Consider the following 23,092-nt stretch of genomic DNA (forward strand, 5'->3'; position numbering starts at 1 on the left):
TCGCGGCAGATCCCGACGTGACGGCTACTCGCGTCCGACGAGCCCCACGACCGGTGCGGGCGTGCCGCCGAAGGCACCCCGGGCGACCACGACCGCACCCGGCGCGGCGACCAGGAACGACTTGAGCAGCACGCCCGACCCGTCCATCCGCACCGGCACGCTCGTCGCCGGCGACCCGTCCAACGGCTGCACCACGACGGTCGTCTCCCGCCCGTCGTCGGCGCACTTGCGCACGTAGGTCGTGGCCGTGGTGGCGTCCGCCGAGCGGTCCGGGCACACCGCCGCGTCGAGCGGCCGGGTGGTGCCGGTCGCCGCGTCGACCACGTGGACCTCCGTCGCCCGCGCGCCGTCCTGCACCTCCAGCAGCACGGCCGGACCCCGGTCGGCGCGGACCACCCACCGGGGCTCGGGCCGGTACTCGACGGCACCGGTCTCGGCGTCGAACAGCGCCAGGGTGATCGCGCCCGGCTTCGCCCGCGTCGAGGTGATCCGCGCCGACACGAGCGCGCCGTCCGGCGTGCCCGCCAGGTGGACGTCGACCCGGCGGCGGTCGTCCCGGTCGAGCGGGACCTCGTGCTGCCACCGCTGCGCGCCCGTCGCCTCGTCCAGCGCGAGCAACCGGACGGCGTCGGGGCACTCGACCACGGTGAGCACGGTGGTCCTGCCGCCCACCGCCCGGGTGTAGGGCACCGCGCAGCCCTCCGGCGGGGTCCAGCGCCACTTCTCGTCGCCGGTCACCAGGTCGTAGCCGGTGATCACGTCCCGGTCCCGCACGGCCAGCACCGCCGTGCCGGGTGTGAGGGCCTCGACCTCGGCGAGGACGGACGGGATCACCCGGTCGAAGCGGACGGCCCCGGTGTCGGCGTCCAGCACCACGAGCAACTGGCTGCGGGTGTCGAGCGAGGACCGGAACGTGGTCACGACGGCCTTGCCGTCCTTGGACGCCACCAGGTTGTCCACGAACGCGCCGCTGCGGGTGTAGCGCCACTGCTCGTCGCCGTCCGCGCCGTCCAGCGCCACGACGGTCCCGCCGCCGAGGCCGACCACCACCCCGTGCCCGGCCGCGACGAGCGCGGTGACGTCGGCCGGCGGCTGCCACGCCCACTGCCGCCCGGTCAGCCGCTGCGCCACGGCGGGCGGGGCGAAGCCGCGCTCGTCCCGCGTCTCCGAGTCGACCACGGCCGCGTCGACGGCGACCGGGGCGAGCACCGAGGCGGCCACTGCGACCACGGCCGCCACCACGCCCACCGGCCGCACCCGCCACCCGCCCGACGCCCCGACCCCGAGTGCGACGGCCGCCGCACCCACGGCCAGCACGGGCAGGCGCGGACCCGTCAGCCCCGCGCCGAGGTCCGGGAGGAGCAGCCGGAGCACCAGGCCGAACGCGGCCACGCCGGCGAGCACGGCGGCGGTCCGCGCGGCCCGGTGCCGGGCGAATCCCAGTGCGGCCACGGCGATCACGCCGACCGCCAGGCCGATGACCGGCCAGTCCACGGTGTCGGACCGCGCGGCCCCACCCGGCAGGAACGGTGCGACGGCGGCGGAAGCCGCGCCGACGAGCGTCAAGTACCGCAGCATGTGGTGGACCTCCGGCGCTCAGACGGGCGACCGGCCCCGTCCGTTCCGCACCGGAGGTGAACAGCCGGTGTCGCTCAGGTGCCGAAGTGGGCGGTCGTCCAGTCCAGCACGGCGGTGCGGTAGTCGGCGGCGTTGAGCGCGTAGCCGTGGGTGTGGCCGGCGTCGGGCAGCAGGAACGCGTCGAGCGGCGTGCCCGGCGCGAAGAACGGCTGCTCCGCGTCGAGGAACTGCGTGCGGTCCTCGCACAGCGACGCGCAGAACAGGGTGTCGAGCCGGCCGTTGAGCAGCAGGACCGGGACGTCGATCTGCCGGCTCAGCGGGCTGAGAAAGGCCAGCGCCAGCGCGTCCGGCACGACCGTGGACGGCACCTGGTCCTTGGTCGCCTCGTCCGCGTCGAGCACGGCCGGGTCGACCGCGCCCGGGTCGTGGAACACGCGGCGCGCGCCCGGTGCCGTGGTGAGGTACCCGGGATCGCTGCCGCGCCGGGACAGCACCGGGTCGAGCACGGCGGGCCGGAGCCCCTCCACGAGGACCCGGGCGACGGCGGGCACGCCGACCGAGTGGCTGAAACCGGTCAGCACCACCCCGTCCACGTCGTGGTAGGAGGTCGCCTCCAGCACGGCGAGACCGGACCCCATCGAGTGGCCCACCAGCACGACGCGGTCGAACCGGTGCCCCAGCACGTGCCCGGAGCGCAGCTTGCCGACCACCTGGTGCAGCACGGAGGACTGGCCGCTCGCGGTGATCAGCGCGCTCGGCGGCTGCGAGCTGTCGCCCGAGCCGACGCAGTCGACGGCGAAGGTGGCCACGCCGCGCCGCGCGAGGTCCCGCTGGTAGGAGTACCTGCCGCCGGCGACGGGCAGGTCCCAGTACCGGCGGTTGTAGGTCGCGCCGTGCACGAGGAGCTGGACGGTGTCCGGCGCGGCCCCGGCGGGCAGGCAGAGCTGGCCGTGCACGGTCTGGGAGAACAGGCCGAGCGACACGGGCAGGTCGGTCTCGGCGCACTCGACGGCGGGACCGGCCCCGGCGGGCGCCGGCGCGGCGGACGCGGGCGGGGCCAGTGCGGTCACGGCGAGCAGGAGTGACGCGGCCAGGGCGCGGAGTGGCGGCACGGCGGACCTTCTCGGGTGTGCTGGGCGGGCTCGGAAGTGCCTGGTGGGCAACGAAAGCGCGAGCAGGCTACAACCGCCGCCGAGGCCGTCACGTCCGGGCGATCACGCGTTCACTCGACCGGACGGTCGACTACGGAGCGGTCACGGCTTGCGGCCGTGCACGGAGTAGAAGACGCACGACGACGCCCGGAACGCCGGGTCGGCCAGCAGCTCGCGCACCCGGCCCAGGTCCTGGTCGGTCATCCCGGCCGCCACCAGCCCGTCCCGCAGGTGGTGCGTCTGGTGCGCGAGCAGCCGCACCACGGGCGAGTCCGCGCGCCACGGCTGCGTCACCGGCACCGGGTCGACGCCCACCAGGCCCGAGGCGGCCATCGAGGAGGCCATCTCACGGCCCCACTCGCCGGCCCAGCCGGACTCCTCGTACACCCGCTCCCGCGCCCGGGTGAACTCCGCGTAGAGCCGCGCCGCCGCCGCGTCGGGGGTGATCAGGACCGGCGCGTAGCTCTTGTCGAACTCGTCGAGCTGCAACCAGCCGCCGGGCTTGAGCGACCGGGCCAGCTTGCGCAGCACCGCTTCCCGCTCGGGCAGGCGGGAGAGCACCAGCCGGGCGTGCACCAGGTCGAACTCGCCCTCCGGGAGCGGGTCGCGCGCCACGTCGTGGCGCAGCGCGGTGAGGCCGGGCGCGGGCGGCACGTGGCGCGGGTCGAGGTCGGTCGCCAGCACCGACCCGGAGCGCCGGGCCAGCCAGTGCGCCACGCTCCCGCCGCCGGCGCCGACCTCCAGGCACCGCCAGCCCTTCCGCACGCCGGTCTGGCCCAGCCGGGCCAGCGTGACCGGGTCGTAGGCGGCGGCCACGGTCCGGAACCGCTCCGCGACGTGCGGGCCGAGGTCGGCGAACACGTGCCCCGTGGCGGTCACGCCCGCCACCGGGCGCCGACCGGGACGACGGGCCGTGGACCGGCGCGGCCGACCCGCGCGGGTGCTCCCGCCGCGCGCGGGCAACAGCCCCGGAAAAGCATCTGCTCATTGCGCACCCGCGTTGTCGGCCGTACTCGGGAAACGGTGGCGGAATGCGTGGGCAAAGGGACGGTCAGCGCACTCACCTCCGCTGTCGGAGCACGCACCGGAGCGTAGGGCAGGCACCTCCCGGGCCGTGCACAGGCACGGGAGTTCACTCTTCCTGGTCAACAAGTCCGGATGAGGTTGACAGCACCGGACCAACTCGGACAACGTCGTTATCGATCGAATTGGGTCGTTCTATTCGTACGCCTTGGAACACACCGGACGAACACAGGGGCTCAATGGTGCGGACACTCGTCGTGGGTTTGGGCCGAGCCGGTGCGGAACTGCACCTCCCCGTGCTCGCCAGGGCGCGGGCCGGTGCCCGCCGGCTGTTCGCGGAGCACCCGGTCGTCGCGTGCGACCCGCGCCGGGTCCTCGGCGACCGCCCCGGCCTGGTCACCGTGACCAGCATCGCCGAGGCCGCCGCCCTGACCGACCCGGCGGAGACCGTCGCGCACGTGTGCACCCCGCCGACCGTCCGCACGGAGGTGATCGGCGAGCTGGCCGAACGCGGTTTCCGCCACCTGATCGTGGAGAAGCCGCTGGCCGCCGACACCGACGACCTGGCCCGGATCACCCGGCTGCGCCGCAAGCACGGCCTGCGCGTCGCGGTGGTCGAGCCGTGGCTGACCAGCGCGCTGACCCTGCGGCTGACCGGGCTGGTGCGCGACGGCGCCCTGGGCGAGCCGAAGACGATGACGATCGTGCAGAACAAGCCCCGGTTCCGCCGGTCGCTGGCCCGCCCCAGCCACCCCACCGCGTTCGACGTGGAGCTGCCGCACGGCGTGGGCCTCGCGCTGCGCCTGGCCGGCAACGCCCGGGTCACCCACGCCGCCGGGTTCGACCTGGTGGTCGGGGAGGTGGTGGTGCCCCGGATGGGCGGCGCGCGGGTGGGGCTGCGGCACAACAGCGGGGTGCGCACCGAGATCAGCTCCGACCTCACCTCGCCGGTGCGGGAGCGCCGGATCACGGTGGAGTTCGAGCGGGGCACCGCCGTCGGCCACTTCGCGGTGAGCGCCGACGACGACCACTCGCAGCTGTCGGTGACGGTGAACGGCCACCGCGAGCACGAGGTGCTGCACGACGACTCGCTGACCGAGTGGATGATCCGCGCCTACCAGCTCTTCCAGGGCGTCGGCGACCAGCACTCGCGGGGTTTCGCCTTCGCCACCGACGTCGTGCAGCTGCTCTCGGTGGCCAAGAACATCTGCGCCGAGCCGGTCGTGCCCGCCTCCCGCGCGGGATCCCCGGTGGCCGCCCGTGCCCGCTGACCCGGCCGGGCCCGGCGAGGTGCTGGCGGGCATCACCGACGAGGCCGCGCCCGACCTGCCGGGCCAGCTCGCGGTGCTGGCCGAGCTGGGCTGGTCGGCCGTCGAGCTGCGCACGGTCGACACCGTCCCGGTGGCCGAGCTGGACGACCGCCGCTTCGCCCGGGTCGCCGAGGCCCTGTCCGACCGGGGCGTGCGCGTGGTGTGCCTCGCTTCGCGGATCGGCGGCTGGTCGCGGCCGGTGTCCACGCCGTTCGAGCACGACCTCGCCGAGCTGGACACCCTGGTGCGCCGCTGCGGTCAACTCGGCACCCGGTACGTCCGGGTCATGTCCTACCCCAACTGCGGCCTGCCCGAGGCCCGGTGGCGGGAGCGGGTGATCGCCCGGATCGGCGTGCTCGCCGAGGTCGCCGAGGCAGCGGGCGTGGTGCTGCTGCACGAGAACTGCTCGGGCTGGGCGGGCACCGACGCCGACCGGGCGCTGGAGCTGCTGGAGGAGGTGCGCAGCCCGGCGCTCGGCCTGCTGTTCGACACCGGCAACGGCGTGGCGCACGGCTACGACGGGTTCGCGCTGCTGGAGAAGGTCCTGCCGCACGTGGCGCACGTGCACGTGAAGGACGCGGTGGGCGACCGCTTCGTGCCGCCGGGGCAGGGTGCCGCGCGGGTCGCCGACTGCGTGAAGCTGCTGCGGGACAACGGTTACCGGGGTGCTTGGTCGCTCGAACCGCACCTCTGCGCGGTGCCGCACCGGGGTGGCGTTCCGGCCGTGGGCGCGTCGGCGGCGTTCGTCCGGGCAGGCCGGGCGATGGCCCGCCTGCTGCGGTGACCGCGCCGGACCCGACGCCGCTCGCCGATCCCGGGGCGGGGTCCCGGTATCGCGGCTCACAGGCGCTGGACCTCCCCGCCGGGCACGCGCCCGGTGACGTCGAGCAGCAGCCGCGCGTTCCGGGCCAGGTGGCCCAGGTCGTAGGCGCGGTGCGCGACGAGCAGGACGGTCGCGTCGGCCTCGTGCAGCGCGCGGTCCAGGTCCGGCACGGGCGGGCCGAGCTGCGGCACCTCGCCCGCGACGGGGTCGTAGTAGGAGATCCGGGCACCGAGCGCGGTCAGCCCGGCCGCGATCCGCAGCGCCGCCGACTCCCGGGTGTCGGGCACGTCGGCCTTGTAGGTCACGCCCAGCAGCAGCACCCGGGCACCGGCCACCGGCCTGCCGTCGCCGGCCAGCAGCCGCGCCACCCGGTCCACCAGGTAGCCGGGCATGTTCCGGTCGACCTCGCGGGCCGCCTCCACGACGGACAGCCGCGCGCCCTCGCGCCGCGCCTTGTCCAGCAGGTAACGGGGGTCGATCGGGATGCAGTGCCCGCCGACGCCCGGTCCCGGGGTGAACGGCGAGAACCCGAACGGCTTGGTGGCCGCGCAGTGCAGGACGTCCCACACGTCCAGGCCCAACTGGTCGCAGAACACCGCCATCTCGTTGACCAGCGCGATGTTCACGTACCGGTAGGTGTTCTCCAGCAGCTTGGCCATCTCCGCCTCGCGGGTGCCCCGGGCCACCACGACGGTCTCCACGAACCGGCCGTAGAACGCCGCGCAGTGCTTGGCGCACAACGGGGTGTGCCCGCTGACCACCTTGGGCGTGTTGCGGATGCCGTGCCGGGCGTTGCCGGGGTCGATCCGCTCGGGCGAGTAGGCCAGCGGGAAGTCCTCGCCGGCGACCAGGCCGTACCGCTCCAGGATCGGCCGCACCACCTCGTCCGTGGTGCCCGGGAAGCTGGTGGACTCCAGGACCACCAGGGTCCCCGGGCTCAGGTGCTCGGACACGGTCGTGGTCGCGGCGCGCACGGCCGACAGGTCCGGCCGCCCGTCCGGGCCGAGCCCGGTGGGCACGCAGATGACGACGGTGTCCGCCCCGGCGATGGCGGACGGGTCGGTGGTGGCCTCGAACCCGGTGGCGCGCATCGCCTTCAGCTGAGCCGGGGTCACGTCCGGCACGTGCGAGAGGCCGGCCCGGAGCCGGTCGCGGACGGTCGGCGAGAGGTCGTACCCGATGACCGACAGCCCTGCGGCACTCGCCGCCGCCGCCAGGGGGAGTCCAACGTAGCCGACTCCCACGACCACGAGATCGACGGACACGTGCGCCCTTTCCACCACATCGGATTGTGTTGTGCGCCTTGGCCGCACGGCTCAGGGCGAGGCGGCCGGCCGGCCCGCGCCGGACCCGGCGGCCGGGGCTCGGCGGACGCCACCGGCACCGGACGTGCGGCCCGCCGGTCCCGGGGGCGCGGTGCCGGCGGGCGGGGCCGTGGTGAAGCGTGCCATTCCGAGCCTCCACTGGGGACGGTGAGCCGGGGAACTGCCAATCGCTGTCCGCAAGCTAACAGTCACCCTGCGCAAGGTGCAGCGGCTCGGTGAAACACCACTCGCGCAGGTTGCCGGCCACCACCGAGGTTCATCCGGATGGCAGCCGACGGCCTTCCGAGGGTGGTCCTTCGTGGTTGCACGTGCACGAATTCACAAGGACGAGCGACCCGGATGCCGGGATCTCCGCGTTCCTGCGGCGAGGGTGAACGCGCGGCGTGACCGAACCCGCCGAATCCGCAGTAAAGCGGTCACTGTGCGCAACTCCCGGCCGCACCGTCGGAGGCACCGCGACTCCGCAGGCGTGGGCCGCCCGACGCTCGGGCGGCCGGTCGACCGACCGGGGCGGTCATCCGTCCACAGAGGACTCCTGAGCGGTCCGGGTGGCCACGTCCGTCCGGTGGGCGTCCCGGTGGTCGGCAGCCGACCGGTCCGCGACCGGTTGCCGCACCGGAGGTGGCGCAGCCGGCGGTGCTGATGACCCGCCGGGTGCGCCGGGCGTCCTCCGGGCCGCGCAGCCCATCGGCAACGGCGGCGGGCAGGCCGCCGCGCCGATCCGGGTCGCGGCCGGAACTCCTTGCGGGAACGCGGTGTTGTCCCGGCACAGTACGCCGACGACGTCCCGTGCGCCGGCACCCGACGGCACCCCTCGCCCGGCACCTGCCGAACCGAACGCGCCACCCCCGGCGGGCCCGCGAGCGGCCCGGTGCCCTGGGCACGTGCGGAAGAGCGACCGCCGGAGTCGCCTCCGCCGGCCGCCACTCGGGACGGGGTGGTTGGACCAATCACACCCGCCGGCACCCCGGGGGCGCCGAAGTCGGGGCGGGGCCGGGTGATCACGCGAGCCGACCGACCTTGATCGGCTTGGGCCGCAAGGAGGAGGGCACTTCAAACATCAATCGCGCCCAGCGCGGGGAGGAACGTTCACACCCCGGAACGGCGAAGCAGCCACGCGCGACCCGGAACGGTTTCGGCGTGAACCGTTGCGCGGCAAAGAGATCACGCACTCAAGGACGGCGGTCGCCGACGGGTCGCCGAAGGACTCGGTGAAGCCCGGCCGCCCTGGGAGCGGCGTGGCACCGGGTCGGCGGAGAGTTCGGGATACCGCACCGCGCGGCGTGGGCCCGGCGAGGCCAGGGACCATCCACAGTGGACGAGCCGCCGCGCGGTGGTCGGGGCGGGCCGACCGGCCCGCCCCGCTGTCAGCCGGCGGGCGTCTGGAAGACCACCATGGGCACCTGCGGGCGGGGCTTGGACTGCTCGGCCACCGCCGTGGGCGGCACCTCGGTCGACGGCAGCCCGGTGGCGGGCACCCCGTTCGACGGCAGGCCGGTCGACGGCACCGGGACGGGCGGCTGGGCGGTGGCCGGGACACCGAACGTCGCGGCCCAGCTCTTGCCGTTCTCCGCACCCCCGGTGTCCGGCCGACCACCGTCCGAGGTCTGCACGGCCGCGTCCCACGCCGCGTCGGCCCCGGCGTCGGCGGCCTCCGGCGCGTCGAGCGCCGTCGCCCAGGCGTCGTCCGCCCGGTCGGAGACGATCTCGGCGGCGGTGGCGGGCGGCGGCTCCACGGTCAGCTGCTGCTGCACCCGGGTGATCCAGAGCAGCCACATGGCCTCGTCCCGGTGCCCCCGGAACTCGGCCTTCAACCCCGACAACGCGCCCCGCACCCTGGCCCTGAGCACCTGGTCGTCACGCACCGCCGCCCACACGGCACGCGTCGTGCCGTCCGTGACGCGCACGTGCGCCCGCACCTGTTCGCCCAACTCGTCCGCCGAAAGGGCGGACCAAGCGGTGACGATTCTCCGGCCACTGGTCATGCCGCACATCCTGTCCGATCGCCGCGCCGGGTGCCGCGCCGACACGGAGTAAGGAATATCTCGTGTCGACGGGTTTCCGACGGTGCCCGAATGGACCGCGACCGCCACCACCCGGTTCCCCGGGCACCGACGGCCCCAACTCCCCTTGCCCCTGGTGTGAGCGCCGAGTTCGGACCGGTTCCCTCGCGGACCGCTTTCCCGGCTCTCCCCATCATGCCATCCCGGATTGCCCCGTGGGCGCGGCCGGGTCCGCAACCAGGTCGCAGCGGTGCGCAAACCCGCAGGCCGGCACCGCCGGGAATCCGCGCGAACCCGCCGAGAAGTGCGCGGCGACACGTCCCGATGTCGAAAAGGGGTCGGGCACCCGGTGCGGAATTCCGCGCCCCGGCCGTTTGGCCGAGCGGGATGCGCGGAGAACGGCGGGCGCGGCGATTACCGGCCGATTCGCCCGTCCGCGCGCGCCCACGGCGGCAACGGGCGCGCGCGGACGGGTTTCCCGGCGAGCGCCCCCAGCGCGCCCGCCGGCCGGGTCGGACGCCGCAGCGCCGTCCGCCCCGGTCCGGGTCACGGGTGACCCGGAGCACCTCCGCACCGCTGGACGGCGCGGCCGGCCCAGCCTCGTCCCCCACCGGCCGGGTCGGGCCGCAGCGGGCCGAGCCACGCCGCGAACGCGGTCACCGTCGGCGCGGCGACCAGCCGGGACACCGGGATGGACCGGCCGAAGCGCGCGCCCAGCCGCGTGCACAGCCGGACCGCCGCCAGCGAGGTGCCGCCCTGCGCGAAGAACGACGCGTGCCGGTCGACCACGCCCAGCAGGGCCGCGAACTCGACGGCCACCACGTCCTCCACCGCGCTCGCGTACGGCTGCCTCGCCGCCCGTCCGGCCGGGAGCGCGGGCCGCTGCGGCGGACCGGTCTTCCCGTCGGGGGACGACGGGAAGACCGGCTCCCTGCGCGCCGCGACCTGCCGTTCGTGGGCGTGGAAGACGCCGTTCGCGTCGACGCGGCCGAGTTCGCCGGTGCGGTGGACGCGGATCGGGTAGCCGTCGAGGGGCGCGGTGACGAACGCGCGGGCGGTCGACCCCGGGTCGCCCAGGTAGCCCAGTGCCAGGCCGTCACCCGCGACGACCAGCTCCCCGACCTCGCCCGGCCCGCACTCCCGGCCGTCCGCCAGCACGTGCACCGAGGTGCGGGCAACCGGGCGGCCCAGCGGGATCGGGTCGTCGGCCGGCCGGACGTCGTGGGTGAGCGCGCAGCCGGTGCTCTCCGCCGTGCCGTAGCGGGTCACCAGCCGGAGGTCGGGGTGCGCGCCGAGGACGGCGGCGGCGTGGGCGGCGGACAGCCGGCCGTCGCCCACCACGAGCGCGGTCAGGCCGCCGAACGCGCGCACGTCCTCGGCCACGACCAGCCGGCACTGCGCGGCGGTCAGGAACACGGCGGTGACGCCGTGCAGTCCGGTCAGGTCGCGCAGCGCACCGGCGGTCGGCGGGCCGTTCCCGGGCAGGACCGACGTGCCGCCGTTGAGCAGCACGCCCCACAGCTCCAGCGCGAAGGAGGCCGACGACGGGGGCGACAGCAGCGGCACGACCGCAGCGCGGTCCACCACGCCGAACGCGCCGTCCCGGGCCAGGCGCGCGGTGGCGCGGTGCGGCGACACGACCGCCCGGGGCTCGCCGGGCGCGGTGAACACCATCGCGGCCTCGGCGGTGGTCGGCGGGGGTCCGCAGGGGTCGCCGACCCGGCGCGGGAACGCCGCCACGGACCCGTCCGCCACCGCGACCTGGTCCAGCAGGAGTGCCTCGACGCCGCGCAGGTCGTCGGCGGAGCCCGCCACGTCGAGCGCCGCGTACGCCGCACCGCACTTCAGCACGCCGAGCAGCGTCGCCACCAGGGTCGGCGACACGGGCAGCACGACCGGGACGACGTTGCCCGGCCCCACGCCGGAGGCGGACAGGTCGCGCGCGACCCCGTCGGACAGCCGGTCCAGCTCGCCGTAGGTGGTCACGCCCGCGCGGTGCACCAGCGCCGCCGCGTGCGGGTGCTCCCGGGCACGGGCGCGGAAGACGTCGTGGACCGGGGCGCGGGTCACGCCGTCTCCGCCAGCTCGCGGCCGAGCGTGCCGTGCGCGCGGACGTGGTCGATCAGGGCGGTGCGCTTCCAGCCGTTGCGGCGGGTGGCGGGTTCCGGCAGGTCCAGCTTGCGCACCAGGTAGTCGATGTGGGCGTCCACCGCGCGCGGGCTCATCCGCAGGCGGGCAGCGATGTCGGCGGAGGTGGGGGCGAACGGCCCGGCACCCCCGCACAGGGCGGCGAGCACGGCGTAGTAGCGGGCGTCCGGGTCGAGCCTCGGTTCGTCCGGGTGGATCGCCGGGCAGCGCGGCGACCGGGGCAGGGGCCGCGCGGCGAAGCCGGCGAACACCGTCACCACCGGCGGTCCGGGCTGCCGGGTGGGCGACACGACCGCCATGTCGAGCCCGAACGGCAGCCGCTCGCCGGGCCGCACCGGGCCGGCCTCGCCGGGCCGGTCGACGTCCGCCACGAACAGCGGCCTGCGGTCGGACAGGTTGGCCGGCCACCACACCGACCGGTCCGCCTCGACCACGCCCCGCAGGTCGGCCGCCGGCCGGCCGGGGATCAGGAGGTCCCACGAGCACCGGCCGCACCCGCAGGTGCCGAACGTCCTCGCGCCGCCGGGCGGCACCTCGACCCGTCGCGCGCCCCGGTTGCGGGCCACCGGTCCCTGCACCGTCACTCCAGCCACCGCACTCCCCCAGGACTTCCCCCCGATGAGCCGATGGACAGCCACCGGCGGTCTCAGCCAGTCAACAGTCGCGCCGGCGCGCGAATACCGGAATGGGCACAAGTACCCACTGCCCGGCGCGGGAGGCGGCCCTGGGGGTCGTGGACCGGCCACCCGGCGCGCGGAGGCAGCACGTCGGCCCGAATCCGCTGTGGTGACAGCTCCTCCGGCCACCCGGCGCGCGGGAGGCGGCCGTTCCGGGACGGCCCGGGTTACCCGGACGGCCGCCGCGCCGCAGACTGGCCGCGAGCCGCCGCCCGGTCGGGGCGGTTCGCGGACCTGGTCGCCGTGCTGCCGGCGACCCGCGAGTCCGGCGCGGTGCGCCGCCGTCGTGCCCGACGCCCCACCCGTCCACCTCGTGCGGGTGCCGGTCGCCGCGCGGGCGCGGTCGACCCGGTGGCCACCGCGCCGGACCTCCATCAGCGGCACCTGCCGGGGCGGGTCACCAGCCGGCCGTCGCGGACGTGTCGGCGAGCAGGCCGAGCGACTGGGCGCGCAGCACGGTCGACAGCCGGTCGGCGGTGCCCAGCTTGCGGTACAGGTGTTGCAGGTGGCGGTGGACGGTGCGCGGCGAGATGTCCATCCGGCGGGCGATGGCGTCGGCCGTCAGGCCCTGCGCCAGCACCTCCAGGACGGTGTGCTCGCGGTCGGTCAGGCCGTGGTCGGCGACCGGGGCCCAGCTCCCGGCCACGCGGTCGAACAGGCCCGGCTCGCAGCCGTCGAGCAGGTCCCGCGCCCGGTCGCGCTCCGCGCGCGCCGGGCGGACGCACCCGGCCAGGTGGTGCAGCGCCGAGGCCATCAGCCGGGCCCGGCCCGCGTGCACCCGGTTGCCGACCCGCTCGAACAGCTCGGCGGCCCGCTGCGCCTCGGTGGCGGCGGCGGCCGGGTCGGTGTGCCGCAGCGCGCCGACCTGGGCGAGGTGGGCGTACCCCCGGCGCAGGCCGGCGGGCAGCGCGCGGGCCAGGTCACCGGCCCGCTCCGCCCAGCGCACGGCGTCCGGCACGCGCCGGCGCGCCCCCTCGGCGAGGGCCACCAGGCTGCACCACTCGACGGCGGCCAGCGGGTCGGCGGGCGGCACGTCGACCGCGAGCAGGTGCGCCACGCACCGGTCGGGGTCGTCGGCGTGCAGGTGGGCCAGCGCCAGCGCCACGTGCGCGCGGCTCTCGACGCCCTCGACCACCGCCTGCCCGGCGTGCCGCAGGGCCTCGTCGGACCGGCCGCGCCACACCGCGATCCGCGCCCGCCCGGCCAGCGGCAGGCACCGGGACGTGCCGGCCAGCGCGGCGGCCTCGGCGGCGTCGGCGAAGCACTCGTCGGCCTCGGCCAGCCGGCCCAGCCGCTCCAGCGCCTCGCCCCGGGTCAGCCACAGCTGCGGCAGCAGGTCGCCCCGGTCGGTGGCGCGGGCCAGGCCGATCGCCCGGTCCGCGTGCCGGACGGCGTCGGGCGGGCGTTCCAGGGCGGCCTCCGCGCGGGCCAACCACAGCAGGGCCTCCGGCGGGCAGTCGCGCAGCCGGTCGGCGAGCGCGGCGGCCTCGTCCAGCAGGGCCGGGTCGTGCGGCGGTTTGCGCAGCCGCACGCCCAGCGCCAGCGCCAGCACCGCGTCGTCCCCGGCCGCGCGGGCGGCGGCGAGCACCTCGTCCGCGCGCCGGGCGCTCACCGCCGGGTCGGCGGCCAGGCCCAGTTCCAGCAGCAGCCGGCCGCGCCGCCCGCCGGGGTCCGGGAGCAGCCGGCGCAGCAGGTCGGCGGCGGCGGTGTGCCGGCCGCACGCGCGTTGCGCCAGCGCGCCGCGCAGCGCGACCTCCGCCCGGTCGGCCGGGCGGCCCGCCAGCACGGCCAGCACGGCGCGCAGGTGCTCGTCGGGGCGGCCGGCGGCGCGGGCGGCGGTCGCCAGCCGGCGCAGCAGCCGCAGCCGGGACGCGCCGCCGGCGCGGGGCGACAGGCGCAGCGCCTCGGCCAGCCAGTGGGCGGCGATGGCCGGCGCGATGCCGACCGCCTCGTCGGCGGCGCGCACCAGCTCGGTCACGGCGGCCTGGTCGCCGACGCGGGCGGCGCGCGCCACCTGGTGGGCCCGGAGCGCGACGGGCACGCCCTCGTCCCGCAGCGCCTGCGCGGCGCGGGCGTGCGCGCAGCGCCGCCACTCGGCGTCGGCGGACGCGTAGACGGCGTCCCGCAGGCGGGTCGCGCGGTAGTGCAGCGCGCTGCCCTCGCCGCCCAGCACCCCTCGGGACGCCAGCCGGACCAGCGCGGCGCGGGTCTCGTGCAGCGTGGTGCCGGCCACGGCGGCGACCAGGCGCGGTTCGGCGTCGCCGAGCACGGCCACCGCCTGCGCGACCCGCAGGTCCCTCGGCTCGACCGGCGCGGTGTCCCCACCTGCCCCCACCACGCCGCCTCCCACCGCCCCGCCGGCCCCCGCAGCCCCGCCTGTCTCGACGCCGACCTCCGCAGTGCTGCCCCCGGCAGCACCGGCCACCGCACCGCCGGCCATCGCAGCGCTGCGCCCCACCACGCCGCCCTCCACCACGCCGAGTTCCGCCGCATCGGTCCTCACCCCGCCGGCAGACCGTTCGACTGCGGGCGGGTCGGCGAGGTCGATCCCCTCGGCGTCGGCGAACCCGTCCGGGCAGGCACCCGGCGGGTGGGCGGCGACCACCGCGAGGCCGGCCCGGGGCGGGTGGCGCAGGAGGTGGCCGAGCAGCTCCAGCGAGCCGGCGTCGGCCAGGTGCGCGTCGTCCAGCAGCACCACCAGACCCGCCGGGCGGGCCACCGACTCGACCAGCTCGCCCACGGTCCGGTAGACGCGGTGGCGCTCGGCGGAGGGCGGCGCGGACCGGCCCGGGGCCAGCAGCGAGTCGAAGACCGCGCGCAGCAGCACGAGCGCGGTGCGCGCGGTCGGGGTCGGCACGTCGGCGGGGTGGCCCAGCGAGTCCCGCAGCGCGCCGAAGGGCACCACCCGGCCGGTGTCCGTGCCCCGGGCGGAGAGCACCGGCAGCCCGCCCCGGCGGCGGGCCCGCGCGAGTTCGGCGAGCAGCCGCGTCTTGCCCGCGCCGGCCCCTCCGGCGACGCGCACCCGTCGCGGCCCACCCGGGCCGGGCAGGTCCGCGAGCCGGCCCAGCGCGTCCCGCACCCCGACCGGTTCCCCAGTGGTCATGGCTCGCCTCCACCGACAAGGAGGGGGCCCGGCCGGCCGGGGATACGGCAGCCGGCCAAAAGGTCGCCGAGCGGCGAGCCGACCCGACGGCGCGGTTATTGCCTGGACGACGACCGGCGGGCTTCGGAGAATGATCGGCGACCACGAGGGGGGTCGACCGGTCGTGCGCGACCGCCTCGCCCGGCCGAGCGAGGAGGACCGGGACGTGCGCCCACCCGGAACGGACCGTCCGGCATGAGCGCGGTCCTCGCGCCGCTGCGCACCCCGGCGTTCCGACGGCTGGTGGCCGGGCGCGGCTGCGCCGAGCTGGCGAACGCGATCGCGCCCGTGGCGCTGGCGTTCGCCGTGCTGGACCTGACCGGCAGCCTGGTCGACCTCGGCCTGGTGGTGGGCGCGCGGTCGGCGGCGGTCGTGGTGCTGGTGCTGTTCGGCGGGATGCTCGCCGACCGCCTGCCGCGCTCGGTGCTCCTCCAGGGCACGGCGCTGGTCGCGGCGGTCACCGAGGCGGTGACGGCGGCGGCCGTGCTGGGCGGCTTCGCGTCCGTGCCGCTGCTGGTCGCGCTCAGCGTGGTGAACGGGATGGCGGCGGCGGTGTCGCTGCCGGCCGCCGCCGCGCTGACCCCGCAGACCGTGGCGCCGGACCTGCTCGCCCAGGCCAACGCGCTGGCCCGGATCGGCGTGAACACCGGCCGGTTCACCGGTGCGGCGGTCGGCGGCCTGCTGGTCGGCGTGTTGGGGCCCGGCTGGGCGATGGTGGTCGACGCGGCGGTGTTCCTGGCGGCGGTCTTCGCCTACCGGCTGGTGCGGGTCGGCCGCGCGCCCCGGCCCGAGCGCGCGGGCGTGCTGCGCGACCTCGCCGACGGGTGGCGCGAGTTCACCGAGCACACCTGGGTGTGGGTGGTGGTGCTCCAGTTCATGGTGGTCAACGCCGTGCTGGCGGGCGCGCTGCTGGTGCTGGGGCCGGCCGTGGCCGACCAGACGGTCGGGCGCACCGCGTGGGGGTTCGCGATCGCCGCGCAGACGTTGGGTGCGCTGGTCGGCGGGGTGCTGGTGGCGCACTGGCGACCGCGCCGGGCGCTGGCGGTCGGCGTGGCGGCGATCCTGCTGGAGGCGGTGCCACTGGTGGTGCTGGCCGAACTGCCGCTGGTCGTCCCGCTGGTGGCGGCGCTGTTCCTGGTGGGCGCCTCGACGGAGGTGTTCGTCGTGGCGTGGGACGTGTCGTTGCAGGAGAACGTCGCCGAGCAGAAGCTCGCCCGGGTCTACTCCTACGACATGCTCGGGTCGTTCATCGCCCTGCCGCTCGGCGAGGTCGCGGCCGGGCCGCTGGCCACGCGGTTCGGCGTGGAGCCGACGCTGCTGGCCGGCGCGGCGGTGCTCGTCGCGGCCACCTGCCTGGCGCTGTGCAGCCGCGAGGTGCGGCGGCTGACCCGGCGCGACCCCACCGCAGCGGCGGCACCGGGCAGCCCACCGTAGCTGTCTACAGTGGACTGATGCGCAATTCCCGGTGACGGGTGGGGGAACTCCGCGAGAACGGAGGCGTCGACCCGTGCCCGGCGTGACGGGTCGACGCCTCCCCGTCACGCCAGGGTGGGCAGCACCTCGGCGGCGATCGTGTCGAGCAGGCCCTCGTCCCCGGCGAACACACCGGACTCGCGGGGCCACGGCGCGGCCACGTCGGTGAAGCCCAACTCCTCGGCGCGGCCCAGGAAATCGCGGTAGCACTCGACGCTCGACAGCGAGAAGACCGGCGCGGCGTCGGTCTGGAGGAACCGCCGCACGCCCGCGCGGTCCCGGCCGGACTCCGCCAGCGCGTCGTCCAGCCGCGCGGACAGCTCCGCCACCGAGGCCCACCACGACTCCAGCGAGTCCTGCGACGTGCCGGTGGTGATCCAGCCCTGGCCGTGCCGGGCGACCAGGCGCAGCGCCTTGGGCCCGTTGGCGGCCAGCACGAACGGGATGCGGGGCCGCTGCACGCACCCCGGCAGGTTCCGCGCCCCGGATGCCCGGTAGTACTCACCCGTCCAGGTGACATCGTCCCGGGTGAGCAGGGCATCCAGCAGTTCCACGAACTCCGCGTAACGGCGGGCCGGGCTGGCGGCGGCGTTGGTCCCGCCGAACACCTCCGTGTCGTAGCCCCGCATCCCGCCCGCGCCGACGCCGAGCGTGAAGCGCCCGTCCGACACGTCGTCCAGCGCGATCAGCTCGCGCGCGAACGGCACCGGGTGGCGGAAGTTGGGCGAGGCGACCAGCATCCCCAGCTCGATCCGCGTCGTCGCCGCCGCTGCCAGCGCCAACGTGGGCACCGAGGCGTACCAGGGACCGTCCACGAGGGTGCGCCAGCCCACGTGGTCGAAGGTCCACGCGTGGTGGAAACCGTAGCGCTCCAAGGCTTGCCAGCGCGGCCGGGCCTCGGCCCAGCGGTACTCCGGGAGGATGGTGATCCCGACCTTCACCCGCACCACTCCAATCAGTCGTCCTGTTCGATCGAACAGAGCCGGTGTTCGTCAGTCAAGGCGATTACCGTCTGTGAGTCCCCCCACTTCGGGTGTCGATCACGCGGCACGCCCGGGAACCCCAGGTAGAGTGGCAAATCGGCGATTTCGCGGCACGCGGTCGCCGTGGCTGCCTGGCCGGTACCGACCGGGTGCGGAGCAGCTCCCCCACCCCCGCGGAGGACGAAAGTGCGTCTGCCCTCAGCCGGTGCCCGCCGGTGACCATCGCCCACGACCACACCCTCGCCCCTGCGCTGTTCCGCGCCCGCGCCGCCACGCCGGAGCGCACCCTGCTCGACGTGCTCACCGAGACCGCGCGCAAGTACCCCGACGCGCCGGCGGTCGACGACGGCACGACTTCGCTGACCTACAACGAACTCCTCGCCGAGGTCGACACCACCCGCCGGGAGCTGGCCGACCTCGGCGTCGGCGTCGGCGACCGGGTCGGCGTCCGCGTGCCGTCCGGCACCGCCGACCTCTACGTGTCGATCCTCGCCGTGCTCGCCGCCGGCGCGGCCTACGTGCCGGTCGACGCCGAGGACCCGGACGAGCGCGCCGAACTGGTGTTCACCGAGGCGGACGCCTGCGCCGTGCTGACCGCCGGCCGCGCGATCGTGCCGAGGTCCGCCCCGCTGGGCATGGTCGGCGAACCCGGCCTGGACGACGACGCCTGGATCATCTTCACCTCCGGCTCCACCGGCAAGCCCAAGGGCGTCGCGGTGTCGCACCGCTCCGCCGCCGCGTTCGTGGACGCCGAAGCGCGCCTGTTCCTCGTGGACGACCCGATCGGCCCGGACGACCGGGTCCTGGCGGGCCTGTCCGTCGCGTTCGACGCCTCCTGCGAGGAGATGTGGCTGGCGTGGCGCAACGGCGCGTGCCTGGTGGCCGCGCCGCGCGCGCTGGTGCGCACCGGCATGGACCTCGGGCCGTGGCTGGTGGAGCAGGAGATCACCGTCGTGTCCACGGTGCCGACGCTGGCCGCGCTGTGGCCGGTGGAGGCGCTGGACGACGTGCGGCTGCTGATCTTCGGCGGCGAGGCGTGCCCGCCGGAGCTGGCCGAGCGGCTGGCGGTCGAGGGCCGCGAGGTGTGGAACACCTACGGGCCCACCGAGGCCACGGTCGTCGCCTGCGGGGCGCCGCTGACCGGCGTCGGCCCGGTGCGCATCGGCCTGCCGCTGGACGGCTGGGAGCTGGCCGTGGTCGACGGCGACGGCCGGGTCGTGCCGATGGGCGGCACCGGCGAGCTGGTGATCGGCGGCGTCGGCCTGGCCCGCTACCTGGACCCGGTCAAGGACGCCGAGAAGTTCGCGCCGCTGCCCGCGCTGGGCTGGGCCCGCGCCTACCGCAGCGGCGACCTGGTCAAGGCCGAGCCCGAGGGCCTGCTGTTCCTGGGCCGCGCCGACGAGCAGGTCAAGCTGGGCGGCCGGCGCATCGAGCTGGGCGAGGTCGACGCGGCGCTCCAGGCCCTGCCCGGCGTGGCCGGCGCGGCGGCGGCCGTGCGCACCACCAAGGGCGGCAACCAGGTCCTGGTCGGCTACCTGGTGGCCGGCGACGGCTTCGACCACGCCGACGCGGTGTCCCGGCTGCGGGCCGCGCTGCCCGCCGCGCTGGTGCCGCTGGTCGCGGTGGTGGACACGCTGCCCACCCGCACCTCCGGCAAGGTCGACCGCAACGCCCTGCCGTGGCCGCTGCCCGCGCTCGACACCGAGGCGGAGTCGCACCTCCAGGGGACCGAGGCGTGGCTGGCCGAGCAGTGGGCCGGCGTCCTGGGCTCGCGGGTCTCCAGCCCCGACGCCGACTTCTTCGCCAGCGGCGGCGGCAGCCTCGCCGCCGCGCAGCTGATGTCGTTGGTGCGCACCAAGTTCGCCGGGGTGTCGGTCAGCGACGTCTACCAGCACCCGACGCTGCGGGCGTTCGCGTCGCGGTTGGACGAGCTGGCCGCGCACGACGCGCCGGTCCGCGAGGTCGCGCCGACCCCGCGCCGGGCGACCCTGGTGCAGGCGCTGCTCACCGTGCCGCTGATGACCGTCGCCGGTCTGCGGTGGACGGTCGCGCTCGCCGCGATCGGCAACGTGCTGGGCCTGGTGTCGGTGTCGTGGTGGCTGGTCGGGGCCGGGTGGCTGCTGTTCGTCAGCCCGCCCGGCAAGGTCGCCGTCGCGGCGGGCGGCGCGCGCCTGCTGCTGCGCGGCGTCAAACCGGGCACCTACCCGCGCGGCGGGAACGTGCACCTGCGGCTGTGGGCGGCCGAGAAGCTCGCCGAGCACAGCGGCGCGACCAACCTCGCCGGATCGTGGATCACCCACTACGCCCGCGCGCTGGGCGCCAAGGTCGGCCCCGACGTCGACCTGCACTCGCTGCCCCCGGTCACCGGGATGCTCAAGCTGGGCCGGGGCAGCGCGATCGAGCCCGAGGTGGACCTGTCCGGCACCTGGGTGGACGGCGACCGGGTGCGCATCGGCCGCATCCGGGTCGGCGCGGGTGCCACGGTCGGCGCGCGCAGCACGCTGTTCCCCGGCGCGCGGGTCGCCAAGCGGGCCGAGGTCGCGCCCGGTTCCGGCGTGACCGGCTCGGTGCCGACCGGCCAGCGGTGGTCGGGCGTGCCCGCGCAGCGCACCGGCAAGGCGTCGCGGCCCGGCCCGCGCCCGCCGCGCTCGCTGTGGTGGAAGAACGTGTACGGCGCGTCGACGTTCGCGCTGGGTCTGCTGCCCGCCGTGGCGGCGCTGCCCGCGCTGCTGCTGGTGGCGCGCGGCCCGTTCGCGGGCGCGGAGCTGACGGTGGGCGCGGCGCTGCTCGCGGTGCCGCTCGCCACCGTGGCGTGGCTGGGCGCGTACGCGCTGCTCGTGCTGGTGTCCGTGCGGCTGCTCGGGATCGGGCTGCGGGCGGGCGCGTACCCGGTGCACAGCCGGGTCGCCTGGCAGGCGTGGACCACCGAGCGGCTGATGAACATGGCGCGGGTGGCGCTGTTCCCGCTCTACGCCAGCCTGTTCACGCCGGTCTGGCTGCGGCTGCTCGGGATGCGGGTCGGGCGGGGCGTGGAAGCCTCGACCGTGCTCGCGCTGCCGAAGATGACCCGGATCGGCGACGGCGCGTTCCTCGCCGACGACACCATGGTCGCCTCCTACGAGCTGGGCGGCGGCTGGCTGCGGATCGCCTCCGCGCGGGTCGGCAAGCGGGCGTTCCTGGGCAACTCGGGGATGACCGCGCCCGGCCGCGAGGTGCCCAACCGGGGCCTGGTGGGCGTGCTGTCGGCCGCGCCCAAGCGCGCCAAGGCGGGCAGCTCGTACCTCGGGATGCCGCCGATGAAGCTGCCGCGCGCCGTCGCGGACGGCGACCAGAGCCGCACGTTCGACCCGCCCCGGCGGCTGGTCGTCGCGCGGGCGCTGGTGGAGCTGTGCCGGGTCGTGCCGGTGATGTGCCACGTGGCGCTGGTCGTGCTGGTGCTGTTCGCGCTGCGCGAGCTGGGCGCGTTCGCGCCGCTGCTGGCCGGCGTGGTGCTGCTGGCGGCCGGCCTGGTGGCGTGCGCGGTGGCGCTGGTGGCGAAGTGGGCGCTGATCGGGCGGTTCCGGCAGCGGGAGTACCCGCTGTGGAGCGCGTTCGTGTGGCGCAACGAGCTGGCGGACACCTTCGTGGAGGTGCTGGCCGTGCCGTGGCTGGTCGGCTCGGCGGGCGGCTCGCCGCTGATGAGGACGTGGCTGCGCACCCTCGGCGCGCGGATCGGCCGGGGCACCTGGGTCGAGTCGTACTGGTTCCCCGAGGCCGACCTCGTCCGGCTGGGCGACGGCGCGACGGTGAACCGGGGCTGCGTGGTGCAGACGCACCTGTTCCACGACCGGATCCTGCGCATGGACCAGGTGACGCTGGCGGCGGGCTCGACGCTCGGACCGCACGGCATCGTGCTGCCCGGCGCGACGGTCGGCGCGCACACGACCGTGGGGCCCGCCTCGCTGGTGATGCGCGGCGAGGAGGTCCCGGCGGGCAGCCGGTGGTTGGGCAACCCGATCTCCGCGTGGCGATGACGGCCTACCTCCCGCAGCACGGGGACCCCGCGTGCCGGGTCGAGCACTACGACCTCGAACTGGACTACAAGCCGCTCACCGGGCGGCTGGCTGCGCGCGCCCGGCTGTGGGTGCACGCCGAGGGCCCGATCGCGCTGGACCTCGGCCGGTTCACCATCGGCAAGGTCCTGGTGGACGGCAAGCCGACGCGCTACACGCACAGCAACGGCAAGCTGCGGCTGCGGCACCGGGGGCGGGGCCGCAGCGTGGTCGAGGTGCGGTACTCGGGCCTGCCGCAGCCGATCCGCACCCGGCACTGGGGCGACCTGGGCTGGGAGCAGCTCACCGACGGCGCGCTGGTGGCCGGCCAGCCCATCGGGGCGCCGTCGTGGTTCCCGTGCAACGACCTGGTGGGCGACAAGGCCACGTACCGGATCTCGGTGACCACCGCGTCGCCGTACACGGCGGTGGCCAACGGCGTGCTGGTCGACAGCCGGACGGGCGGCAGCACCACGACGCGGGTGTACGAGCAGGCCGAACCGATGGCGGCGTACCTGGCCTCGGTGCAGATCGGCCAGTACGAGCGGCTGCCCCTCGCGCTGGGCCAGGACGTGCTGGTGCCCGCCCGGCTGCGACGGGCGGCGGCGCACGACTTCGGCCGCCAGCCGCAGATGATCGCGCTGTTCGAGGAGCTGTTCGGGCCCTACCCGTTCCGGGAGTACCACGTCGTGGTGACCGACGACGAGCTGGAGGTCCCGGTCGAGGCGCAGGGCCTGTCGGTGTTCGGCGCGAACCACGTCGACGGCCGGCGCGGTTTCGAGCGGCTCGTGGCGCACGAGCTGGCGCACCAGTGGTTCGGCAACAGCGTCGGGCTGGCGGAGTGGCGCGACATCTGGCTCAACGAGGGCTTCGCCTGCTACGCCGAGTGGCTGTGGTCGGAGCACTCCGGGGGCGTGCCGGCGGCGGTGCACGCCGAGCGGACCCGCGCCCGGCTGGCCCGGCTGCCGCAGGACCTGCGGATCGGCGACCCGGGCGTGGCCGACATGTTCGACGACCGGGTGTACAAGCGCGGTGCGCTGACCCTGCACGCGTTGCGCGAGCGGTTGGGCGACCAGGCGTTCTTCACCGTGCTGCGGGACTGGACCCGCGACCACCGGCACGCCACGGCGACGACGGCGGACTTCGTGGCGCTGGCGCAGTGGCACAGCGTCGCGCCGCTCCAGCCGTTCTTCGACGCGTGGCTGAGCCAACCCCGCCTGCCCTGAACCCGCGCCGCGCCGCTCCGGGTCTGCCGAGGGTGTCGGCCTCGTGCGGCTTGGGCGCACGGCGGGAACCTCCGGCCGGAGGCGGGTGGGCCGGCCCCGGTGGCGCACCGCCGCCCCTGAAGTTCCCGGCCGCTCTGACAGTGGCCGTGGCAGCGTTCGGACTGGCGCGGCCCACCGCGTCGGCCACCACCTCCACCGG

At 76.2% G+C, this 23,092-nt stretch carries 14 protein-coding genes; 5 read left to right on the forward strand and 9 right to left on the reverse strand.

Annotated elements, in window-relative coordinates; all coding sequences use genetic code 11:
* Window positions 1–24: 24 nt before the first annotated feature.
* The 3 genes from AB0I60_RS20580 to AB0I60_RS20590 all read right to left on the reverse strand — a co-directional run bounded on the left by AB0I60_RS20580 (window position 25) and on the right by AB0I60_RS20590 (window position 3,608).
* Entirely contained in the window at window positions 25–1,578 is a 1,554-nt protein-coding gene (locus AB0I60_RS20580) for a PQQ-binding-like beta-propeller repeat protein (protein ID WP_360732003.1), read from the reverse strand.
* A 74-nt stretch (window positions 1,579–1,652) separates the two neighbouring features.
* Window positions 1,653–2,690, reverse strand: a complete 1,038-nt coding sequence (locus tag AB0I60_RS20585; protein WP_360732005.1) for an alpha/beta fold hydrolase — start codon at window positions 2,688–2,690, stop codon at window positions 1,653–1,655.
* A 141-nt stretch (window positions 2,691–2,831) separates the two neighbouring features.
* Complete coding sequence (locus AB0I60_RS20590; protein WP_360732007.1) at window positions 2,832–3,608, reverse strand: methyltransferase domain-containing protein; 777 nt, start codon at window positions 3,606–3,608, stop codon at window positions 2,832–2,834.
* 401 nt (window positions 3,609–4,009) lie between these two features.
* On the opposite strand from AB0I60_RS20590, the gene AB0I60_RS20595 reads away from it, so the two are divergent.
* A complete protein-coding gene (locus AB0I60_RS20595; protein WP_360732008.1) occupies window positions 4,010–5,023 on the forward strand; it encodes a Gfo/Idh/MocA family oxidoreductase in 1,014 nt (337 codons plus the stop codon).
* Entirely contained in the window at window positions 5,013–5,846 is an 834-nt protein-coding gene (locus AB0I60_RS20600) for a sugar phosphate isomerase/epimerase family protein (protein ID WP_360732010.1), read from the forward strand. Before AB0I60_RS20595 ends, AB0I60_RS20600 begins: the two co-directional genes overlap by 11 nt.
* A gap of 56 nt (window positions 5,847–5,902) precedes the next feature.
* Here the strand turns inward: AB0I60_RS20600 and AB0I60_RS20605 are convergent, their stop codons facing one another.
* The 5 genes from AB0I60_RS20605 to AB0I60_RS20625 form a co-directional block, all read right to left on the reverse strand.
* Entirely contained in the window at window positions 5,903–7,150 is a 1,248-nt protein-coding gene (locus AB0I60_RS20605) for a nucleotide sugar dehydrogenase (protein WP_360732012.1), read from the reverse strand.
* Between the two features lie 1,427 nt (window positions 7,151–8,577).
* The gene (locus AB0I60_RS20610; RefSeq protein ID WP_360732014.1) at window positions 8,578–9,195 is read right to left on the reverse strand and encodes a hypothetical protein; all 618 of its coding nucleotides are present in this window, start codon (window positions 9,193–9,195) and stop codon (window positions 8,578–8,580) included.
* Between the two features lie 564 nt (window positions 9,196–9,759).
* Window positions 9,760–11,283: an AMP-binding protein gene (locus tag AB0I60_RS20615; RefSeq protein ID WP_360732016.1), complete on the reverse strand. Its 1,524-nt coding sequence runs from the start codon at window positions 11,281–11,283 to the stop codon at window positions 9,760–9,762.
* Window positions 11,280–11,945: a hypothetical protein gene (locus AB0I60_RS20620; RefSeq protein ID WP_360732018.1), complete on the reverse strand. Its 666-nt coding sequence runs from the start codon at window positions 11,943–11,945 to the stop codon at window positions 11,280–11,282. The genes AB0I60_RS20615 and AB0I60_RS20620 overlap by 4 nt, the downstream gene beginning before the upstream one ends.
* Window positions 11,946–12,435: 490 nt before the next feature.
* Window positions 12,436–15,141 carry an AAA family ATPase gene (locus tag AB0I60_RS20625; protein ID WP_360732020.1) on the reverse strand — a complete coding sequence of 902 codons (2,706 nt, stop codon included), beginning with the start codon at window positions 15,139–15,141 and terminating at the stop codon, window positions 12,436–12,438.
* Between the two features lie 234 nt (window positions 15,142–15,375).
* Between AB0I60_RS20625 and AB0I60_RS20630 the strand changes: the two genes are divergently transcribed.
* A complete protein-coding gene (locus AB0I60_RS20630) occupies window positions 15,376–16,614 on the forward strand; it encodes an MFS transporter (protein ID WP_360732022.1) in 1,239 nt (412 codons plus the stop codon).
* 104 nt (window positions 16,615–16,718) lie between these two features.
* On the opposite strand, the gene AB0I60_RS20635 is transcribed toward AB0I60_RS20630, so the two are convergent.
* Window positions 16,719–17,594, reverse strand: coding sequence for an LLM class flavin-dependent oxidoreductase (locus AB0I60_RS20635; RefSeq protein ID WP_360732023.1), 876 nt, complete (start codon window positions 17,592–17,594; stop codon window positions 16,719–16,721).
* A gap of 263 nt (window positions 17,595–17,857) precedes the next feature.
* Here AB0I60_RS20635 and AB0I60_RS20640 point away from each other — a divergent pair, with 263 nt between their 5' ends.
* Window positions 17,858–21,649 carry a Pls/PosA family non-ribosomal peptide synthetase gene (locus tag AB0I60_RS20640; protein WP_360732320.1) on the forward strand — a complete coding sequence of 1,264 codons (3,792 nt, stop codon included), beginning with the start codon at window positions 17,858–17,860 and terminating at the stop codon, window positions 21,647–21,649.
* Window positions 21,646–22,893, forward strand: a complete 1,248-nt coding sequence (locus tag AB0I60_RS20645; protein ID WP_360732322.1) for a M1 family metallopeptidase — start codon at window positions 21,646–21,648, stop codon at window positions 22,891–22,893. Before AB0I60_RS20640 ends, AB0I60_RS20645 begins: the two co-directional genes overlap by 4 nt.
* The last annotated feature ends 199 nt before the right edge of the window (window positions 22,894–23,092 follow it).

Origin of the sequence: Actinosynnema sp. NPDC050436 (assembly GCF_040655415.1) — a bacterium.
GTDB lineage: Bacteria > Actinomycetota > Actinomycetes > Mycobacteriales > Pseudonocardiaceae > Actinosynnema.